Origin of the sequence: Flagellimonas olearia, assembly GCF_009184425.1 — a bacterium.
GTDB lineage: Bacteria > Bacteroidota > Bacteroidia > Flavobacteriales > Flavobacteriaceae > Flagellimonas > Flagellimonas olearia.
On sequence record NZ_WELG01000002.1, the window covers coordinates 1,595,155 to 1,615,348 of the forward strand.

19 protein-coding genes are annotated in these 20,194 nt (G+C 43.8%); 8 read left to right on the top strand and 11 right to left on the bottom strand.

What is annotated here, in order from left to right:
• Positions 1-34: 34 nt before the first annotated feature.
• The 5 genes from F8C76_RS16515 to F8C76_RS16535 all read left to right on the top strand — a co-directional run bounded on the left by F8C76_RS16515 (position 35) and on the right by F8C76_RS16535 (position 3,479).
• Positions 35-481, top strand: coding sequence for a YHS domain-containing (seleno)protein (locus F8C76_RS16515; RefSeq protein ID WP_152132703.1), 447 nt, complete (start codon positions 35-37; stop codon positions 479-481).
• Positions 482-587: 106 nt separating this feature from the next.
• Entirely contained in the window at positions 588-1,241 is a 654-nt protein-coding gene (locus tag F8C76_RS16520) for a LysE family transporter (RefSeq protein WP_152132704.1), read from the top strand.
• Between the two features lie 2 nt (positions 1,242-1,243).
• Complete coding sequence (locus F8C76_RS16525) at positions 1,244-1,729, top strand: DinB family protein (protein WP_152132705.1); 486 nt, start codon at positions 1,244-1,246, stop codon at positions 1,727-1,729.
• Positions 1,717-2,439 carry an NRDE family protein gene (locus F8C76_RS16530; RefSeq protein WP_152132706.1) on the top strand — a complete coding sequence of 241 codons (723 nt, stop codon included), beginning with the start codon at positions 1,717-1,719 and terminating at the stop codon, positions 2,437-2,439. Before F8C76_RS16525 ends, F8C76_RS16530 begins: the two co-directional genes overlap by 13 nt.
• On the top strand, positions 2,436-3,479 hold the full coding sequence (locus tag F8C76_RS16535) for an ATP-grasp domain-containing protein (protein ID WP_152132707.1): 1,044 nt from the start codon (positions 2,436-2,438) through the stop codon (positions 3,477-3,479). The genes F8C76_RS16530 and F8C76_RS16535 overlap by 4 nt, the downstream gene beginning before the upstream one ends.
• Before the next feature lies 1 nt (position 3,480).
• Here the strand turns inward: F8C76_RS16535 and F8C76_RS16540 are convergent, their stop codons facing one another.
• The 3 genes from F8C76_RS16540 to F8C76_RS16550 all read right to left on the bottom strand — a co-directional run bounded on the left by F8C76_RS16540 (position 3,481) and on the right by F8C76_RS16550 (position 7,410).
• Complete coding sequence (locus F8C76_RS16540) at positions 3,481-4,467, bottom strand: YpdA family putative bacillithiol disulfide reductase (protein ID WP_152132708.1); 987 nt, start codon at positions 4,465-4,467, stop codon at positions 3,481-3,483.
• Positions 4,467-5,126 (bottom strand): ribulose-phosphate 3-epimerase, encoded by a 660-nt coding sequence (rpe, locus tag F8C76_RS16545; protein ID WP_152132709.1) that lies wholly within the window; start codon positions 5,124-5,126, stop codon positions 4,467-4,469. Before rpe ends, F8C76_RS16540 begins: the two co-directional genes overlap by 1 nt.
• 67 nt (positions 5,127-5,193) lie before the next feature.
• Positions 5,194-7,410 carry a DUF5916 domain-containing protein gene (locus F8C76_RS16550; protein WP_152132710.1) on the bottom strand — a complete coding sequence of 739 codons (2,217 nt, stop codon included), beginning with the start codon at positions 7,408-7,410 and terminating at the stop codon, positions 5,194-5,196.
• A 64-nt stretch (positions 7,411-7,474) separates the two neighbouring features.
• Here F8C76_RS16550 and F8C76_RS19025 point away from each other — a divergent pair, with 64 nt between their 5' ends.
• A complete protein-coding gene (locus F8C76_RS19025) occupies positions 7,475-7,597 on the top strand; it encodes a hypothetical protein (RefSeq protein WP_283016258.1) in 123 nt (40 codons plus the stop codon).
• Positions 7,598-7,620: 23 nt separating this feature from the next.
• Here the strand turns inward: F8C76_RS19025 and F8C76_RS16555 are convergent, their stop codons facing one another.
• The 5 genes from F8C76_RS16555 to rpsO form a co-directional block, all read right to left on the bottom strand.
• Positions 7,621-8,367, bottom strand: a complete 747-nt coding sequence (locus F8C76_RS16555) for a LytR/AlgR family response regulator transcription factor (RefSeq protein ID WP_152132711.1) — start codon at positions 8,365-8,367, stop codon at positions 7,621-7,623.
• Positions 8,360-9,439: a sensor histidine kinase gene (locus tag F8C76_RS16560; protein ID WP_152132712.1), complete on the bottom strand. Its 1,080-nt coding sequence runs from the start codon at positions 9,437-9,439 to the stop codon at positions 8,360-8,362. The genes F8C76_RS16555 and F8C76_RS16560 overlap by 8 nt, the downstream gene beginning before the upstream one ends.
• Positions 9,440-9,759: 320 nt before the next feature.
• Positions 9,760-10,623, bottom strand: a complete 864-nt coding sequence (locus F8C76_RS16565) for a sigma-70 family RNA polymerase sigma factor (RefSeq protein ID WP_072878578.1) — start codon at positions 10,621-10,623, stop codon at positions 9,760-9,762.
• 163 nt (positions 10,624-10,786) lie between these two features.
• Positions 10,787-13,024 (bottom strand): polyribonucleotide nucleotidyltransferase, encoded by a 2,238-nt coding sequence (locus F8C76_RS16570; protein ID WP_152132713.1) that lies wholly within the window; start codon positions 13,022-13,024, stop codon positions 10,787-10,789.
• Positions 13,025-13,240: 216 nt separating this feature from the next.
• On the bottom strand, positions 13,241-13,510 hold the full coding sequence (gene rpsO / locus F8C76_RS16575) for a 30S ribosomal protein S15 (protein WP_129654566.1): 270 nt from the start codon (positions 13,508-13,510) through the stop codon (positions 13,241-13,243).
• 176 nt (positions 13,511-13,686) lie between these two features.
• On the opposite strand from rpsO, the gene F8C76_RS16580 reads away from it, so the two are divergent.
• Positions 13,687-14,562, top strand: a complete 876-nt coding sequence (locus F8C76_RS16580; protein ID WP_152132714.1) for a hypothetical protein — start codon at positions 13,687-13,689, stop codon at positions 14,560-14,562.
• 137 nt (positions 14,563-14,699) lie between these two features.
• Here F8C76_RS16580 and accD read toward each other — a convergent pair whose 3' ends face one another.
• The 3 genes from accD to tamL all read right to left on the bottom strand — a co-directional run bounded on the left by accD (position 14,700) and on the right by tamL (position 19,261).
• Positions 14,700-15,560, bottom strand: coding sequence for an acetyl-CoA carboxylase, carboxyltransferase subunit beta (accD, locus tag F8C76_RS16585; RefSeq protein ID WP_152132715.1), 861 nt, complete (start codon positions 15,558-15,560; stop codon positions 14,700-14,702).
• Between the two features lie 28 nt (positions 15,561-15,588).
• Positions 15,589-16,656, bottom strand: a complete 1,068-nt coding sequence (fbaA, locus tag F8C76_RS16590) for a class II fructose-bisphosphate aldolase (RefSeq protein ID WP_152132716.1) — start codon at positions 16,654-16,656, stop codon at positions 15,589-15,591.
• A gap of 61 nt (positions 16,657-16,717) precedes the next feature.
• Complete coding sequence (tamL, locus tag F8C76_RS16595) at positions 16,718-19,261, bottom strand: translocation and assembly module lipoprotein TamL (RefSeq protein ID WP_313847409.1); 2,544 nt, start codon at positions 19,259-19,261, stop codon at positions 16,718-16,720.
• Between the two features lie 72 nt (positions 19,262-19,333).
• Here tamL and F8C76_RS16600 point away from each other — a divergent pair, with 72 nt between their 5' ends.
• Positions 19,334-20,050, top strand: coding sequence for a TrmH family RNA methyltransferase (locus F8C76_RS16600; protein ID WP_152132718.1), 717 nt, complete (start codon positions 19,334-19,336; stop codon positions 20,048-20,050).
• Positions 20,051-20,194: the final 144 nt, after the last annotated feature.

The window sequence follows — 20,194 nt, forward strand, 5'->3', positions numbered from 1 at the left end:
AACCAACATTTTTGTAACCTTCAACACAATCAACATGAAAAAAATAGTAGTAGTACTGTTCCTTTTGATGGGAACTTTTCTTCAGGCGCAGTCCGTGGATTACAACCTTAAAAAAGGGTATGCCGCCAACGGATACGACGTGGTGGCTTATTTTGATGGTAAGGCCAAAGAGGGCCTCAAAAAATTCTCTACGGAGTACGATGGTGTAAAGTTCAAGTTCCACAATCAGGAAAATCTGGACAAGTTCAAGGCAATGCCCAATAATTATCTCCCCCAATACGGAGGATATTGTGCGTATGGCGTGGCCGTATCAGGGACAAAAGTAAATGTTGATCCCAAAACGTTCGAAATCCGGGACAATAAATTGTACCTGTTCTACAATTCCGGAAATACCAACACCTTGAAGCTTTGGCAAAACGAATTCCCGAATAAATTAAAAGCCAAGGCTGATAAGAATTGGAAAAAACTGAAAAATCGGTAACTTTTTGGTTTTAAGGTAGTCCAATCAATAAGGTAATTTGTCTTTGGTGGTTGTAGCGTAGTATTTTAGGGTATTGCTTTTTACAGCCAAGAGGCCATTTTTTTACATGACACACGATTTTAAAGTTGCTTTTTCCGGTCTCCTCATTAGTTTTTTGGGTGCTTTGCCCTTGGGGACACTAAATCTTACAGCTTTTGAAATAGCTGCCTCCCAAGGACTGCTTTCGGCCGTTTGGTTTTGCATTGCTGTTGTACTTGTGGAGCTCGTAGTGGTCCGATTGACCCTATTCGGGAATGAAAGGCTACCATTGAAAGGCAAAGTAATGGATTATCTGCTTCCACTGGGAATTGTATTGCTGATGTACCTCTCTGTGTCCCATTTTATGGATTCGACAAGGATGGGCGAAGTGGATTCCAAAATTGGATTATTGCCCCGATTCAAGTCCACTTTTGTGCTTGGATTTTTACTCAGTGCCTTGAATCCCTTGCAGATTCCCTTTTGGATGACATGGAACAAGGTTTTGGAAAGCAAGGGTATTTTGGAAAACAAAAAAGGGGATTATGCCTTCTATATATCAGGAATAGGTACGGGTACCTTGATCGGACTGGGTGCCTTTGTACTGGCAGGGAAGTATATTTTTACCAATTACAACGACTACAGCAAGGTGACCAATCTCCTTATGGGATTGCTGTACCTTGGATTTTCTTTCTATCTTATGTACCTATTCATCAAAAAACGATTTAAATATAAAACACAATGAGTATGTTCAAATCTTCCGTGGACACCATTGAGCAGTTCAAGCAAATCCTCCAGCAAATCCCCGAGGAATGCTACTCCAAATTATGCACTGTTCTTTCCGACTCAACCATTGGTCAGCATACCAGACATATTATTGAACTTTATTTATGTCTGCTGAAGGGATATGACCAGGCTGATGTTTCCTATGATCGTAGGGAACGAAATCAACGAATTGAATTAGAACTATCCTATGCCTTGACACAGTTGGAATTTATTCAAGCCCACTTGGAACGTCCCAACAAGACCATCAAGGTCACGTATGAGTTATGCGGCTCAGAAACCTGTTTGGATTCCAATTATTTTAGGGAGGTCATGTACAATTTGGAGCATACCATCCATCATCATGCGCTCATCAAAGTAGGCATACAGCATTTTACCCAAATGGAGTTGCCGGAATCGTTCGGTGTGGCTCCTTCCACCATACAACACAGAAACGCATGTGCACAGTAAGTTTCATTTCCAAGAAGGGAAAATATTTTATGACCTCCAATCGGGATGAGCATGTGTCGCGCCCTTTGGCTTTTGAACCCAAGGAAGAGACGAGAGGTTCGGTCAAGGTGTTGTTTCCCAAAGATCCCAAGGCAGGAGGTACTTGGTTTGCCCTCAATGAACTGGGCCATGTTGGCGTTTTGCTGAATGGTGCCTTTGTTCGGCATCAGCATAAAGGACCCTATGCCAAGAGTAGGGGGTTGATATTATTGGATGTCATAGCTTCCATGGAACCCGAACTACAGCTTCAAAAAATGGATTTACACCAGATAGAACCCTTTACTTTGGTGTTGCTCAATGGAAATCTTTTGGAGTTTCGCTGGGATGGCAGTCAGAAGTATTTTAGGCCATTGGACAAGTTCAAAAACCATATTTGGTCTTCGGCGACCCTCTACAGTGATGAGGTGATTGCCCGCAGGGCGAGAATGTTCGATGATTTCTTAAAGGAGCAAGATCAAATTCAGGCTTCTGACGTGGTAGACTTCCATTCCAACAATCATGAGGATTTTGAAAATGGCTTTATCATTGATCGTGAAACGGGGCTCAAAACGTTCAGTGTTACCCAAGCGGTCATTGACCAAGAAGGGATGTTATTACGGCATTTTGATTTAATTGATGACAAAACCTATGAAATGCCCTTTTCCACCCTATCTACAGTATCCATAAAATGAGCAGCTTAAAACTAAAATGGCATAAGCTTACCCATTGGGAGTACTGGCCACTCTGGGCCATTTACTATCCATTGTTTCCGGTTTGGCTGTATTATTCCATCAGGGCACGTTCCTTTTTCTTTTTCAATGCCGCAAACCCGGCCATGAAGAACGGGGGTATGGCCATGGAATCCAAAATGGAGATCTATAAGATGATTCCCCAGCAGTTTATCCCCAAAACCGTGTTCATTGGAAAAAATGAATCTTCCAAGCTAGCTTTGGAAATGATTTTGGATGCGGATATTGGCTTTCCCTTTATTGCTAAACCAGATATTGGGATGAAGGCCTTTGGGGTTGATAAAATCCACAATAAAGATGAATTTAAAAGTTACCTAAAACGTACCCCGTCCCATTTTTTGGTGCAGGAACTCATTCCGTATACCAAGGAAGTGGGTATTTTTTATGTGCGTATGCCGGGAGCTCAAAAAGGTAGGGTAACAGGTATTGTGTCCAAAGAGTTTCTTTCGGTCATTGGAGATGGAACAAATACCATTGAAGAATTGATCAAAAAGGAGTATCGAAGCCATTTACAGTTAAAGGCTTTGGAAAAGAAGTTCGGGGAAACGTTAAAGACAGTGCTAAAGGAAGGTGAGGAATTTATTCTGGTGCCTTATGGAAGCCATACCCGAGGCGCAAAATTTGTGGATATCTCCCATAAACTGAATGATGATTTGGAAAGTGTCATTGATGGAATCTGTTCCCAGATGAAGGAATTTCACTATGGACGTTTGGATGTGCTGTACCACTCTTTTGAGGAACTTTGCCAAGGGAAAAACTTCAGTGTGATCGAGATCAACGGTGCAGGGGGAGAGGCCACCCACATTTACGACCCCAAGCATTCCCTATTTTTTGCATGGTGTGAAATCACCAAGCATTGGGGCTATTTGAACCAAGTGAGCATCCTCAATCACAAAAAAGGGCATTCCTATCTAAGCTTTAGGGATGGTAGGGCCATGCTCAAGGCCCATGAGGCTCTGGAGTCAAAATTGAAAGTGATATAATTTAGGATTCCTTATCCGCAGCGGCCATTTTATTTTTGATGGCATTGATGATGATGGGAGCATGGATACGGGAATTTTCAATGAACCATTTGTGGGTTTCCATCCCTCCACAGATTACACCGGCCAAAAACAATCCAGGGACATTGGTCTCCATGGTTTCCGGGTCATAAGCGGGTAGTCTTTTACCGTCATCGGAAAGCTGGATACCGAGCTTTTCCAAGAAATTAAAATTGGGCCTATACCCGGTCAGGGCCAGCACAAAATCATTGGCCAAGGTAACTTCACCTTGAGGGGTGTTTATAACGATTTCACTTTCCGTGATTTCTTTTACGGTGGAATTATAATACGCTTTTATGCTACCTTCCTCAATTCGATTGACGATATCGGGACGCACCCAGTATTTTACCCTTTGGCCGACCTCTGGACCTCGAATGATCAAGGTGACTTCGGCCCCTTTCCGCCAGCATTCCAGAGCGGCATCAATGGCAGAATTGCTTGCTCCCACCACGGCCAATTTTTGACTGGCATAAAAATGGGGGTCCTTGTAATAGTGGGAAACTTTGGGCAAATCCTCTCCCGGGACATTGATTTTATTGGGCAGATCATAGAAGCCAGTGGCCACAATAACATTTTTGGCCTTGTAGGTATCCTTGTCCGTTTTTATATTGAAGAAAGCTTTTTTTTGCTCCACATCCAGTACTTTTTCAAAAAGATGGATGTTCAGTTGGTTGGAGGTCACAATTCTTCGGTAGTACTCCAACGCTTCATTGCGTTTGGGTTTAGCTTCCTTACTGATGAAGGGAATGTCGTCTATTTCCAACTTCTCAGATGAGGAAAAGAATTGCATGTTCATCGGATAATTGAACAAAGAATTCACAATGGGCCCTTTTTCAATGATCGCATAGGTAAGTCCTTGCTTTTTGGCCTCAAGACCACAAGCGATGCCAATGGGTCCACCTCCAACAATGACAACATCAAAATCCTGCATTACGCAATTTTTTCTTTTAGCTTCTTAATGGTTTGGCTTGGATTATCGCTTTTAAAGACAAAGCTACCGGCTACCAAAACGTCCGCTCCGGCATCTACCAGTTTTTTGGCATTGGCATCATTTACACCCCCGTCAATCTCAATAAGGGCACAGGAGTTTTTTCGTTCGATGAGCGCCTTGAGGTCCTTTACCTTTTGATAGGTGTTTTCGATAAAGCTCTGCCCACCAAAACCGGGGTTGACACTCATCACAATGACAATATCGATATCTTGGATGATATCTTCCAATAAGCTTACAGGGGTATGCGGATTAAGGGCCACACCCGCTTTCATGCCCTCGGCCTTTATGGCCTGAAGGGTTCTATGCAGGTGGGGACAGGCCTCATAGTGCACGGTTAAATGATGTACTCCCAGTTTCGCAAAGGTTTTGATGTAGCGATCGGGATCAACGATCATCAGGTGCACATCCAAAGGTTTTTGGGCATGTTTGGCCATGGCCTGTACCACGGGCATTCCAAATGAAATATTGGGTACGAACACACCGTCCATGATATCCAAGTGAAACCAATCGGCATCACTTTGGTTCACCATTTCAATATCACGCTGTAAATTGGCAAAATCCGATGCCAATAGGGAGGGAGCAACTAATTTTTTCTGCATTTGATCATTAAAAGCTGATACAAAAATAAGCAAATGATCTGGCTTTATGGGATCAAACCCCGATTTGCTACAACCAATAGGTAACCTTCAGTACCATGGACCTGTTTTTTATACCCAATCCTTCGGTGTCATGGTTCTCGTTGTATATCAGGAATATATCGGACATGGGGCTGTAACGCCACTGTAATCTGGAAAATGCACTGAAGTTATTGTCGCGGGAGTTGTATTGGACCACATTGGTGAGAAAAAGCTTGTTGGAGAAGCTTATGTTTCCATTGAATCGGGCCAAATGCAGATTCTTTTTCCCATACCCCTCGGCCAAGCGGATGTCGTTATAGTCATAGGTGAGGCCAAAGGTGCCCCAAGGCCTAAACCGCAACGAACCCTGTAACATGGCCCCTAAACGGGTGCCATTAAAGAATTGGCCATACCCCACATTGGTGTTCCATACAACGGTTTTGCGAACATCGGAGCTGTATTGTACATCAAATCTGGAAAAGGAATAATTGCCCACAGGAATGGGAGTGAATTCATCCCCGATCAATTCGGTGGGGAACAGCAAGTCCACTTTCTGGTATCGACCGATCAAGTTGAGTCTGGCGGTATTCCGATATTCAAAATCGTAGGCAAGGTTATTCTCCAGTTCGTTAAAACTGCCATCGGAGTTGAGATAGAGATTGTTCCAGGTCCGTAGTCCATGATAGTTTAATTTACTGTTCTCTCCTTTGGGAAAGAAGAGATAGCGTACCCAAGGATTGAATAGGGTATATCCCAATCTTACGGTTTCTTCGGTCAACGCATTGTAGTTTTCCAACCGAGGATTTATCCCAAGTTCCGTGATATAGTTTTCGCCCACTACGTTGAGCAACCACCCTGTTCTGAACCGCTTGGTAAGATAATTTCCAGTAAAACCATAAAAATGGGTGTCCTCCAGATTCTCTGGGGTCAGGGAAGTATGGTACATAAAGGTGTTGTTGAGCTTGCCACTTTCCGAAATATAACTGAACTCCAACCCCGCATTTCTGGAATACTCCATCTCCGAAGTGGCACTGGTGGCTTGTCTGTTGATGAACAAAGCCTTGATGGCGGAACGCTGCAATACCTTTTGTTGAAAAGCTGCGACACTGTAGTTCTGTGCTGCAAATTCATCGGTGCGACGGGTCTGCACGTTCATGACCCCGACCCGAAGATTCTGGGTGATGTTCCCGGTTAGCCTGCCCCCAAAGTCAATGGGAATGGCTTCGCCATCCATGATACCGATCCTTCGGGAAAAGAAGGGTTTAATATCATAGGTGCCGAAATTGGAGAAAATGTCATTGTTCTCCAGAAAGAAATTGCGCTGCTCCGGTAAAAAAATATCAAAGCGGGTAATGTTGGTCACTTGCTGGTCCACATCGGCATTGGAAAAATCGGGAAATAGGGTAAGGTCTAGGTTCAAACTACTGGTCAAGGCCACTTTTACCTCCCCTCCCAAATCGTTGTTCAACTTGGCTTCTTTCTGTTCGCTATCCTCAAAGTCGCGAATCGAGGAACTGGTAACATACGGGTTCAAAATAAAGATTCCCTTGGCCTTTTCAGGGCTTTGGTCCCACTCCAAGGTTCCCATGTAGTTAATGCTCACGCCATTGAAGTTTACGGGAAATTGGGTCCAAGTGGTATAAGCGTTGTTCTGTTTGTCGCCTCGTATAAAATTGACGCCCCAATCCCGTTGGTTAGGGTTGTAGCGAAGGGTTTTGAGAGGAATGGCCATTTCTGCTACCCAGTAGTCCGAGTATTGGGTGGTCTTGGAAGACCATTTGTTGTCCCAATTTGGGGACATCCATGTTTGTCCATCTTCAATGACCAAACTGCCTTCAATTTCCGATCCTCCCGCAGTAACCCCGAACAGCAATCCGCTTTGTTTGGTATTTACAGGGTCCAGGACCACCGAAAAGTTGTCACTTCCCCAATAATCATCGTCATTGTCGCGTACCAGTGATTGTATAATACGTCTACCTGTATCATAGCATTTGGCCATGATATAGACATTTTCATGGTCATACGTCACTCGTACTTCAGTTTGATTCTGGGCCTGTCCCTCGTCATTGGGCCAATGATTGAAGAAATTGGTTGCTAGTTGATGTGGCTCCCACTCTTTTTCCCCAATGGTTCCGTCCAGTACAATAGGCTCTGCGGCTTTTCGGATTTGATACTTGAACAAAGCCCTTGTATTGCCACCCCCATTTTGGGATACGGTTACAAGTGGGACCAATGCTAGTAAGGACGCGGCCCAGAATCTTCTCATGAACTGCTCGTTTTTTGATGATGGCTTCAAAGAACAGTAATGGTAACATCAATATCAAGAGATATTGGGGAATGCCTTGGCATGGTCCGTAAATGTCGTTGAGAGAGCGTTTGATGCCGAAAATGTAGCGGAACGGGTCGAAAACGGTATTTTGGGAACCTTGACCCGCGATTTAAGGAATGCTTAACAGCATTGACCCATAAAAGCTTTCTAATCGGATGTGTTTTGAAGGATGTCCAAAACGTGCGATCGGTAATTTCTGCCAATGGGGAGTTCCTTTCCATTGATTTCCAACATAATGCTATTGAAAGCGGATACTTTGTCCACGGCAATCATGAATGAACGATGGATTCTAATAAAACGTTCCTTGGGGAGCTTTTCGGAAAAATGGCCAATCCTTTGCGAAGTGGTAATCTCATTATCCAGGGTATGGATGATGACCTTGTCATTCAAGCTTTCCAAATAGGTAATGTGGGACAGGTCCAATTTTATGATCTTACGTTGGGTCTTAATGTGCAACGGCTCTGGTTCGGCAGAAGTGCTTGTCTCCGAAGCGGCTTTTGATGGTTGTTGTGGTTGGGAAATGGACTGTCCGGACAAGTATTTATTGGCTTTGGCTATGGTTTTCATGAACCGGCCCATGGAAATGGGTTTTAGGAGATAGTCAATGGCATCCAGTTCAAAAGCCTTGATGGCAAATTCCCGGTAAGCGGTGGTAAAAACGACCAAGGGGGCCGGGTTGAGGGATTCCAAAAGCTCCAGTCCATTGATTTTTGGCATTTTAATGTCCAAAAAGACCAGATCAATATTTCCTTTTTGGAGATGACAAAATGCATCGACCGCATTGGCACAAACCGCTACCACCTCCAATTGGTCAATCTGCTCCGTGTGTTTCACCAGAACTTTTCGGGCCAGGGGCTCATCATCCACTATAATGCACCGAATCTTTCTATCCATAGGTGGTCTGCGAATTAATGTCACTCAAGTCGATTTCCAAACTTACCAAAAAACGGTCAGGTTCTTCTTGGATGTTCAATTGATGTTTCTCTGGAAAGAAAAGCATCAATCGCCTTTTTACGTTTTTCAGTCCTATGTTCTTGTCTGTGTCCAGTCCAGTGGTTTCCTGGGTGGAAGATTTGCTGTTTTCCACCACAAAGTGGAGTTGCTGGTTCTTTAGTTTTAGATCAATGGAAATATAAGAGTCGTCTATGAGGGTATCGGCCCCATGTTTAAAGGCGTTTTCTACAAAGGGAAGCAACAATAGGGGAGGGATGAACGTCTCGCTGCTATCATTTTCAATATGGGTGGATATGGTAAGCTTGTCCCCATAGCGCAATTGTTCCAAAGCCACGAGGTTCATCAGTTCTTCCCACTCTTTTTCCACGGTGATGAAGCGGTCATTGCATTCGTAGAGCATATAATCCAAAAATTTGGACAGCCCCAAAACCGCATCGGGGGTCTTGGAGGATTTTTCCAAGGAAAGCGCATAAATACTGTTCAGCGTGTTAAAGAGAAAATGGGGATGGATCTGTGCTTTTAGAAATTTGAGCTCGGTTTCCATTTTTTCCTTTTCCAGCGCTTTGTTGATCTGTTCCTTTTGATAGAAAAACCGCTGTAATTTGATGGCCATGGCCACAAAAACAGGCGTGTAAACGGCAATAATGGAATTCAGCACCTTGGGCAGGTACAGGACTGGGGTTTTCCAATGTTCCTCTTCCGGATAGAACCAGTGGTATAGATACCGCCAATTCATATAGCGGTCTATCAGGGCCATACTCAGAGCCAAGAAAATGGACAACACAATGTACGGTACCATTTTTTTGGGATATAGGTACTTGGGCATCAAATAGTAGAGGGTAATGTAGGTAGGAATGATCTTCCAAGGCAGTAAAAACAGCAATTGTAGAAACTGGTCCCAATAATTATCCTCATAACTCCCCCACAGAACGGTGTAGAACAAGATATAGCCCAACCAAAAAAGGATATGGTAGGTTATTCTGTTCTGGCTGCTGAGTATCCTTTCAATCATGTCGATATACGTTTTCTCCGAGGGTATTTTATTCAAAAATCCCTTGGAGCAAGGCCATTTTAATGATGAAAGTACAAAATAGGGGGCAGGTGTATGCTAAACCTCCCGTGGATAACCACTTTTTGGCGGTAAATACCTTTTGTAGGCTGATAAAGAAAGGGGTATAAATGAAAAAACTCCGGTAATCAGCCGGAGTTTATTCATCAATCAAAAAACGAACAGTCATGATAAACTGTTGTAGGTTTACAAATTACAACTTTCTTGCCAAAAAACAAATTTAAGGTTTGTTTAACTGTATTTTGTTGGTATAATCTTACGTTTTATCCCAAATACGTCTTCAAAATCTTACTTCTGGAGGTGTGTTTCAAGCGTCGGATTGCTTTTTCTTTTATCTGACGAACCCTTTCCCTAGTAAGGTCAAAAGTCTCTCCGATTTCCTCCAAGGTCATGGAGTGCTGTCCGGCCAAACCAAAGTAAAGTCGTATAACATCAGCTTCCCGGGGAGTCAAGGTTTCCAAGGCACGTTCAATTTCAGTGCGTAGGGATTCGTGCAATAGCTCCTTGTCAGGGTTAGGGGATTCACCACTACGGAGTACATCGTAAAGGTTGGAATCCTCACCATCGATCAATGGGGCATCCATGGATACGTGACGACCTGAATTTTTTAGGGATTGTTTTACATCTTCCACGGTCATGTCCAATTCTTTGGCAATTTCCTCGGCAGATGGGGTACGCTCATGGGCTTGCTCCAAGAACGCAAAAGTCTTGTTGATCTTATTGATGGATCCAATTTTGTTCAAGGGCAAACGCACAATACGCGATTGCTCGGCCAAAGCTTGTAGGATGGACTGACGAATCCACCATACCGCATAGGAAATAAATTTGAATCCACGGGTTTCATCAAAACGTTGTGCGGCTTTGATCAATCCCAAATTTCCTTCATTGATCAAATCAGGTAGGGTCAATCCTTGGTTTTGATACTGTTTTGCAACAGAAACCACGAATCTAAGGTTGGCTTTGGTCAATTTTTCCAAGGCCACTTGATCTCCCGCTTTTATACGTTGTGCAAGTTCCACCTCTTCATCGGCGGTAATCAAATCCACCTTGCCAATTTCCTGTAAATACTTGTCCAACGATGCGGTTTCCCTATTGGTAACCTGCTTTGTAATCTTTAACTGTCTCATCTAAAATTTCTCCTTCAAATTAAATTTGTGAACCGAAGCTCATTAGGTTATACGTAGAAAAAAAGGAAAAGTTACATTTTGATGCGTTTTTTTTGTAAAACATTTCTTAATAATGCAAAAACCCCGGAATATCCGGGGTTTTATTTTGATAAAGGATTGTGTATTAATCCCTTCTTGGTTTTCTGTCGCGATCACCGCCTCTACGGTCACCACCTCTACGATCACCACCTCTGCGGTCACCACCTCTATCATTTCGTGGCGGTCTTTCGGTATATCCCTCAGGTTTGGGCAACAAGGCCTTTCTGGAAACTTTTTCCTTTTTGGTCCTTGGGTCCAAGCCAAAATACTTTACATCAAGTACATCGCCTAGATTGACTACATCCGTTACATTGTCTGTGCGTTCCCATGCCAATTCAGATACGTGCAGCAATACTTCGTTACCAGGGGCATCGGTATATTCCACAACGGCACCAAACTCCAAGATTTTGATGACCTTGACCTCATAAACGCTACCTACTTCAGGCTTGAACATAAGCGCATCTATCTTGGCCAATACCATATTGATACCATCTTGATCGGTACCCAAGATTTCCACGATACCTTCTTCGGTATCTGGATCTTCATTGATCACGATCGTAGTTTTGGACTTCTTCTGTAGATCTTGGATTACCTCACCACCTTTACCGATCAATGCTCCAATGTATTCACCAGGAATGATTCTGGTAATGATTTTTGGTGCGTAAGACTTCACATCAGGTCTTGGCTCGGCAATGGTTTCAACCAATTTGCCCAAAATGTGCAATCTTCCGTCCTTGGCCTGCATCAAAGCTTTCACCAAGATTTCATAGGAAAGACCTTTTACCTTGATGTCCATTTGACAAGCAGTGATACCATCTTCGGTACCGGTTACCTTAAAGTCCATATCCCCCAAGTGATCTTCATCACCCAAGATATCGGAAAGTACGGCATATTTACCGGACTCGGTATCGGTGATCAATCCCATGGCAATACCGGAAACAGGTTTTTTCAACTGGATACCGGCATCCATAAGGGCCATGGTACCTGAACAAACCGTGGCCATGGAAGAGGAACCGTTGGATTCCAATACTTCGGATACCACACGAACGGTATATGGACAATCTTCAGGAATCATACCCTTAAGGGCGCGTTGTGCTAAATTTCCGTGTCCAACCTCTCTACGGGAAGTACCACGAATAGGTCGTGCTTCACCAGTGGAGAAAGGAGGGAAGTTATAGTGCAAATAGAAGGTTTCTTCACCTTCGTAAGATGGCATGTCAATTTGGTTGGCCTCTCTTGAGGTTCCCAAAGTAACGGTTGCCAAAGCTTGGGTCTCACCACGGGTAAAGATGGAAGAACCGTGTACACTTGGCAAATAATCCACTTCACACCAGATAGGACGAATGTCTGTAGTCTTACGACCGTCCAAACGAAGTCCTTCTTCCAAGGTTAGGTTACGAACCGCCTCTTTTTCAGCTTTGTGGTAGTATTTGGAAACCAAACCACCAATTTCTTCCAATTCTTCCTCGGAGAAAGTAGCTTTGATTTCTTCCTTGATTTCTTCAAAAGCAGCACTACGCTCGTGTTTTGCAGAACCTGCTTTGGCTACGGCATATACTTTATCATATGCCAAGTCATAAACCTTCTTCTGAAGGTCTTCGTCCTCTACTTCAGGTTCGTACTCACGGGTTTCTTTTTTACCGAAAGCTTCGGCCAATCTAACCTGTGCGGCACATTGTACTTTAATGGCTTCGTGGGCAAATTTGATGGCTTCCACCATTTCCTCTTCGGAAATTTCACTCATTTCACCTTCTACCATCATTACGGAATCTTCAGAAGCACCGATTACCATATCGATATCGGAACTTTTCAACTGCTCCATGGTTGGGTTGATGATCAATTCGCCATCGATACGACCTACGCGAACCTCGGAAATTGGACATTCAAAAGGAAGGTCGGACAATTGAATGGCTGCAGAAGCGGCCAAACCTGCCATGGCATCGGGCATTACGTTTTCGTCGTGCGACATCAATTGGATCATCACCTGTGTTTCGGAGTGATAATCTTTGGGGAACAAAGGTCTCAAAACCCTGTCCACCAAACGCATGGTCAATACCTCGCCATCGCTGGGTCTTGCCTCACGCTTGAAGAATCCGCCGGGATAACGTCCTGCAGCGGCAAATTTTTCGCGATAGTCCACGGTAAGTGGTAGAAAATCGACATCGCTTTGTTTGTAGTTGGAGACAACGGTACATAGTAACATACATTTGCCTGATTGGACTACTACAGAACCATGGGCCTGTTTCGCCAATTTTCCAGTTTCAATAGAGATTTCCCTACCGTCACCAAGGTCAATGACCTCTTTAAAAGTTTTTGGAATCATAAGAATTCGTCTTACCCGTCAAAAAAGATACGGGTCGTTAAACATTTGGTCTACCGTCATCCGGACGGTCGGGTTGTGTTGTTGTTGTGTTTGCCTCTCGGCACTGACCAATGAAAAACTATTTGAAGCTTTTTGTGTTTGCCCATTAATGGGACTTTGTGTCGTTGGAGCCCGTCCAACTAAAACAAAGGGGAAGCCAAAGCCTCCCCGTCGTTTTTATTTTCTGATGCCTAATTCCTTGATCAAGGAACGGTACTTTTCAATATCTTTTTTCTTTAGGTAATCCAAAAGACTACGTCTTTTACCTACCAACGCCACCAAAGAACGCTCGGTGTTGAAATCTTTGTGGTTCCTTCTAAGGTGTTGTGTCAAGTGGTTGATACGGTGCGTGAACAATGCAATTTGCCCTTCCGTAGAACCAGTGTTGCTCTCTGAGCCGCCGTGTTTCTTGAAAATCTCGGCTTTTACTTCTTTTGTTAAATACATTCCAATATTTATTTAAATGATTTTTATGTATGGATTGACAGTTCCCCTGGCTTTCAGGGGACAAGCAATCAGCGTGCAAAGATAAGTTCTTTTTTTGAATCTATGAATTTTGGCAAGATTTTAAACCTTTTTGGCTTGAACGGGTCAAAGCACCAAACCATTTAAATTCAATCATTATGAAAAAGAGTCCTATTCCAATGCGCTTAAAAAGTTATGCTCCCGTTGTTGGTCTGCTGATATTGTCGGTTGTATCCTGCAGTACCGATGGGTCCAATGGGGAGGAACTTTCCAGTGAAGAAGTCATTTCTTCCACAGAGTTGAAATTCAGTGATGAAACCGAAATGATTTCCGAGGAGGTTACGGCCATTGCAGAAGAAATGTATGCCACTGACGAAATTTCGACCACTTCCAAAATAGACTACAACTCGGGGTATTTGCCAGATTGTGCCACCGTAACAGTAGAACTTACCGAAACCACCAAAGAAGTGACCCTTGATTTTGGTGAAGGTTGTGAAATGCCCAATGGGAATATCTTGAGTGGGGTTATCTATCTAAGCTATGCTTTGGATTTGGAGGCAGCCACAAATACCATTGAGTTCAACTTGGAGAATTTTATGTTCAATAGTGTGGCTGTGGAAGGTTCGGCGAGTATTGTTCGGACGCGTTCCAACGAAAATGGAAACCCGCAAGGGGTGGCCAATACCAGTTTTTCAACCACTTGGCCCGATGCAACAACGGCATCGTATACGGGGACGCGAACCCGGGAGTGGATCGAGGGGTTTGGAACCGGTTTTTGGGGAGACAATGTATTCTTGATCACAGGCAAAAGGACTTATGTGAGTAGGGTGGGCAATGAGTTTGTCAAGGAGGTGATCACTCCGTTGCGAAGGGAACTTTCCTGTAGGTTCATTGTAAGTGGTGCCATGGAAATTTCACGTTTGGGCAATACGGTACATTTGGATTTTGGGGACGGCAGTTGCGATGCAAAGGGTATGCTCACATATTCTGATGGAACAGAAGAAGAAATATTTTTACGCCGGTTTAAGAACTAGCTATGGATTGGAAATAAAAATGCTGAATGTCACATCGAGCGCAGTCGAGATGTATTCAGTAGCTTAAACTCAACAAAAGGTTCTCGACTGCGCTCGAACTTACATAAAATAAAAAAGCCCCGATTTCGGGGCTTTTTTTATTTTCTTATAGGTTGATTGGTGATCAAGTCTATATATTGGTTCACTTTCTTTTTTAAATCCCTACGATGGGAGATAAAATCCAAAAATCCATGTTCTTTCAAAAACTCGGAGGTCTGGAAACCTTCAGGAAGGTCTTTCCCTACGGTGTCCTTTACTACCCGGGGTCCGGCAAAACCAATCAACGCACCTGGCTCCGCAATGTTAATGTCCCCCAACATGGCATAGGAAGCTGTGGTTCCTCCTGTGGTGGGGTCGGTACATAACGAGATATACGGTATTTTGGCTTCGGCCAATTGGGCCAACTTCGCCGAGGTCTTTGCCAATTGCATGAGGGAAAGCGCGGCTTCCATCATACGGGCCCCACCTGATTTTGAAATCATCAGAAATGGGATCTTCTTCTTTTTTGCCTCATCTATGGCGCGGGAAATCTTTTCTCCTACCACACTACCCATGGATCCTCCAATAAAACCGAAGTCCATACAGGCAATAACGATATCCTTGCCCATGGATTTTCCAACAGCGGTACGAACGGCATCCTTAAGGCCTGTTTTCTGCTGTACGGTCTTTAAACGATCGGAATATTTTTTGGTATCCACAAACTTTAGCGGGTCCTTGGAGGTCATGTTGGCATCAAGTTCCTTGTACTTGTTGTCATCAAACAGAATCTCAAAGTATTCCTTGCTGCCTATCCTAACATGGTAATCATCCTCGGGACTGACATAGAAGTTTTTGGCGAGGTCTTCGGACTCTACAATCTTTCCAGTAGGGGATTTATACCATAACCCCTTGGGGGTGTCCTTTTTTTCCTCGGTGGTGGTCTGTATTCCTTTTTCCTTTCTTTTAAACCAAGACGACATGCAATCAAAATTAAGTTAAACGAAAGTGTTATAGGGTGTTTATATTGTTCAAATCCTCAAAGGCTTTTTTCAATCGATTTGAAAAAGTCTTCTCCCCTTCACGAAGCCATACTCTGGGATCGTAGAATTTTTTGTTGGGCTGGTCATCTCCTTCAGGATTTCCGATCTGTGCTTGAAGGTAGGTGGATTTGTTTTGGACATAGTCCCGTACCCCTTCCAAAAATGCATATTGCAAATCGGTGTCAATGTTCATTTTAATAACACCATATCCAATGGCTTCCCTGATTTCCTCTACAGTGGAACCGGAACCTCCATGGAATACAAAATCGATGTGGTTTTCCTCAACACCATATTTTTTGGTGATGTATTCTTGGGAGTTTTTCAAGATCTTGGGGGTTAATTTTACGTTCCCCGGCTTGTATACCCCGTGTACATTTCCAAAGGCAGCGGCTATGGTGAACCTGTGGCTTACTTTGGACAATTCTTCATAGGCGTATGCCACTTCTTCGGGCTGGGTGTACAGCTTGGAATCATCTACATCGCTATTGTCCACACCGTCTTCCTCACCCCCGGTAATTCCTAGTTCTATCTCCAAGGTCATTCCCATTTTGCTCATGCGCTCCAAATAGGTCTTGCAGATTTCAATATTTTCTTCAATGGGCTCTTCCGAAAGGTCGATCATGTGCGAACTGAACAAGGATTTTCCTGTGGCCTTGAAATGTTCTTCACTGGCATCCAAAAGTCCATCTACCCAAGGCAATAGTTTTTTGGCACAGTGGTCTGTATGAAGAATTACAGTGGCACCGTATGCTTCAGCCAATTGATGTACATGTTTGGCTCCGGAAACGGCCCCTAGAATGGCAGCTCTTTGGTTTTCGTTGGAAAGTCCTTTTCCTGCATTGAACTGACCTCCGCCATTTGAAAATTGTATGATGACGGGGGAATTTAGCTCAGCAGCTGTTTCCAATACGGCATTTATGGTATTGGACCCGATTACGTTCACTGCTGGAAGGGCGTAACCGTTCGCTTTTGCATGATTGAAAATAGCTTGTACTTCGTCACCGGTTGCAACACCGGGCTTAATATTGTGGGACATAATTATTGTTGATTACGATTATTAAGTTGAGTCAGGCCACAAAAGTAATAAAATATTTACTCTAGAAAGGATAATTGATCCCGATGTTGAAAACGGCATTTTTCAGGTTGTATCCACTGAACCAACGGTCTGATCCCTGCCGGGCAGGGTCGTAGGCCTTGAACCCAACATCCAATCTGAACACAAAATAGGTGAAATCATATCGAAGTCCCAGACCGGTACCCAAGGCAATATCGGCCAAGGAGGAGAAGCCGGTAAAGATGGCATCGGGGTTGTCCTCATTGTCAAACACGTTCCAAATGTTCCCTGCATCTGCAAACAGAGCACCCTTGACATCCCCGGCTATGGGAAACCGATATTCCAAGTTCAGTGCAAGCTTCAGGTTGGCTTCGTTGAAATCGTTAAGGTTGTTGGTCTTTCCGGGACCCAGTTCGTAGGCGTTCCAAGCCCGGTTGTCGTTGGAGCCCCCGCCAAAGTAGCTTCGTACAAAGGGAATGTTGTCCGAGTTTCCATAGGGAACCGCAAGGCCAAAAAAGCTTCTAAAGGCAATGACCTTGGAGTCATCCACATCCCAGTGCCTGATAAAATCGAACTCTGTTTTAAAGTATTGCGAAAAGGGAACACCAAATACCAGAAGTTGGTCGCGGTCATTTTTGTTGTACGGGACCACATTGGAAATCAAGGAAAGGAAATTCCCGGCCCCTTCCAGTTTTATCCTGAACTGATAAAAATTGTTGTCGTTGATATCAACCCTACTATTTTTAAAAAAGGTATAGTTGGAGGCAAAGATGAGGTTGTTCTCGGTCAATCGCTGTCTGCGTTCATTGATTCGGTTGACTTCGTTCAAATCATCTGGGTCCAGTATGATGTTATTGTTGAGAACGGTATCTACAAATTTATTGGCTCCTTCGGGGATGGTCAACTGAAAGGGGTCATCTTCATTGTCCACTTCCTCAAAGAAATCGGCAAATGCCGGATCTTGTTCAAAGGCATCGGCTATATTGTCCAGATTTCTGTACGTATTTCGATATACATTGTAGAAGTTGTCGGGGTTGGTGTTGCGCACAAATTCCACATTCAACAATTCCACATTATGCTTTAATTGGGTGGAAGGAGACCAATTGTAAGACAAGATGGAATTCAGGGACTGTTTGTCCAACCCAATGTTCCGTTGAAAGTTGGTACCTGCCGACAACCTACTTTGGGGAAGCATATAGTACGGAATGATCTTCTCAGTATTGAACGGGAACCAAATCCTGGGAAAGGTAATGTTCACATCTCCACCAAGCTCTGAGGTAAAGGGTTCATCAGAGAAGAGGGAGGCGTCGCTCAAAAGGCCTATGGAACCCCTTGCGGAAATGTTCAGGGTTTCCGCACCACCAAAAACGTTTCTTGTAATGACCGATGTGCTGAAGGCAGTACCTACCTGTTGTATGTTGGAGTGGGTCACATCAAAGTCGAGGTTCAATGAAAACTTGGGCCTTGGCGCCAAATACACATTGGAAATCAATTGGGTTTGGGTGGTGTCCGGAATAAATTCAATGTTCGGGTATTTGAATGTATTCAGGTTGGTAATCTGCCGATAGGTACGAATGCGGTCCAAATCCCTGTAAATGCTGTCTTTTTGGAAAAAGATGGCATCGGTCAATGCTTTTGGATTATACCTGAGCTTGTCCTTGTAATAAATAGTGTAGTTGTCATATTCCAAGGATTGTAGGGAATCGGTTTCTCCGCCAATTACATAATCGGCATAGATATTTATTTTTTTCAGGTGATGGATTCTATACGGACTGTTGACATCCGTACTGTCCGAGGTGCTTCTGAATTTTTTGATGTTAAGCTGTACGTCCATCAATTGGTCATCGGCCAATTGGGTGGTATCACGAAGAATATCGTAGCTGATGGAACTCTCCTGAAAGTTGTAGACCCCAGAGTTTCGGAACAAAGTGGTCAATCGTTCCCGTTCTTGATTAAAATTGGCCAGATCAAATTGGTCCCCTTCTTTGACCAAGGTCAAATCCAATGAAGCGTCGTAAATGGAATCCAGTTCAGGGGAGCTTATGTTTTTTTGGACCGTGTCAATGATAAAAGGCTTTCCCAGATTGAGTTTGTATTCCAACTCGGCCCTTTTTTTTCTTTTTCCTTCCAAGATGCCGTAGTTTCCGGAATTGTTGAAATATCCCTTACTTCTATAATACGCCTCCATTCTTTCCAAGGATTTACGGGTAAGTGCGGTGTCGATTACCACAGGGGGTTCTCCAATTCTTTTTAGAAAATCACTGGCTCCTTTTACGATAAAGGATTCTTGAAGACGGTTTACCTGTTTTTGGGAAAGGAGATTGTTCAATCTTTTTTCCCGCTTTTCCTTGCGGTGGAGCCAATCCTGAAAAGAAGAGTCTGGGTTTTCCTTGGCCAAATTATAGAGGTTGAGGCGCAAGGGGTATCCAAGGACATTACTGTTGGGTTTTTGGGTGATAAGGCCTTTGATTTCACTATCGCTTACCTTTTCCTCATCCACATAAATGGAGTTCTTGGTGAGCAATAGTTCATCATCTCCCACCTTTTTGAGGGTATTGCAACCAGCCGCACTCAATATAAGCAACAATAACCCTATTTTTGTCACGTTGCGCATTAGACCTAAAGAACCCCTCATAGACGCCAAAAATACACGATTTAGATGGTTACAAAAAACCAAATTAAACTAGTTGTAAACCTAAAGCAAAAAAAGTACCGAACTCAACACGGTTTGTTTGTCGTGGAAGGCGAGAAGACCGTTTCGGAGCTGTTGAACGCAGGCGCGAAGCCCTTTGGGCTGTTTGTGGATGCCGTTGAAAAAGGGGTGGAATTTAACAATCCGGAATTGGTGTCGAGTTCCATATTGAAACAAATGAGCAGCCTGTCCAGTCCCAATGGGGTGCTGGGAGTTTTTCATATTCCCGTTCCTAAATCCATTGATGGGGCAGATTGGGTCGTTGCTTTGGACGCCGTCCGGGACCCTGGGAATTTAGGGGCCATTATTAGGTTGTGCGACTGGTTTGGGATACCGAATCTGGTCTGTTCCCAAGATACCGTGGATTGTTTCAATCCCAAGGTACTGCAGGCTACCATGGGCTCCATAGCCCGGGTGAACGTGACTTATGTGGATTTGGAAGCCTATTTGAAAAAAACGGCTTTGCCTATTTATGGAGCGTTTATGGATGGGGACTCGGTATATCAGCAAAAATTGCCACCCAAAGGAGTTCTGGTTATGGGCAATGAGGCCAATGGCGTTTCAGAAACCGTTGGTGGATTGGTCACATCGCGGATTTCCATTCCCCAATACGGAAAAACAACAACCGAAAGCCTGAACGTCGCTACGGCCACGGCCATTCTTCTCAATGAGATCAGAAGATAGCTTTTTGAATTTAGGGACGATTGGATTTCTAGATTCTTGGATTTTTTTAAACTTCACTATCCAACTATCCAACTATCCAACTATCCAACTATCCAACTATCCAACTATCCAACTATCCAACTATCCAACTATCCAACTATCCAA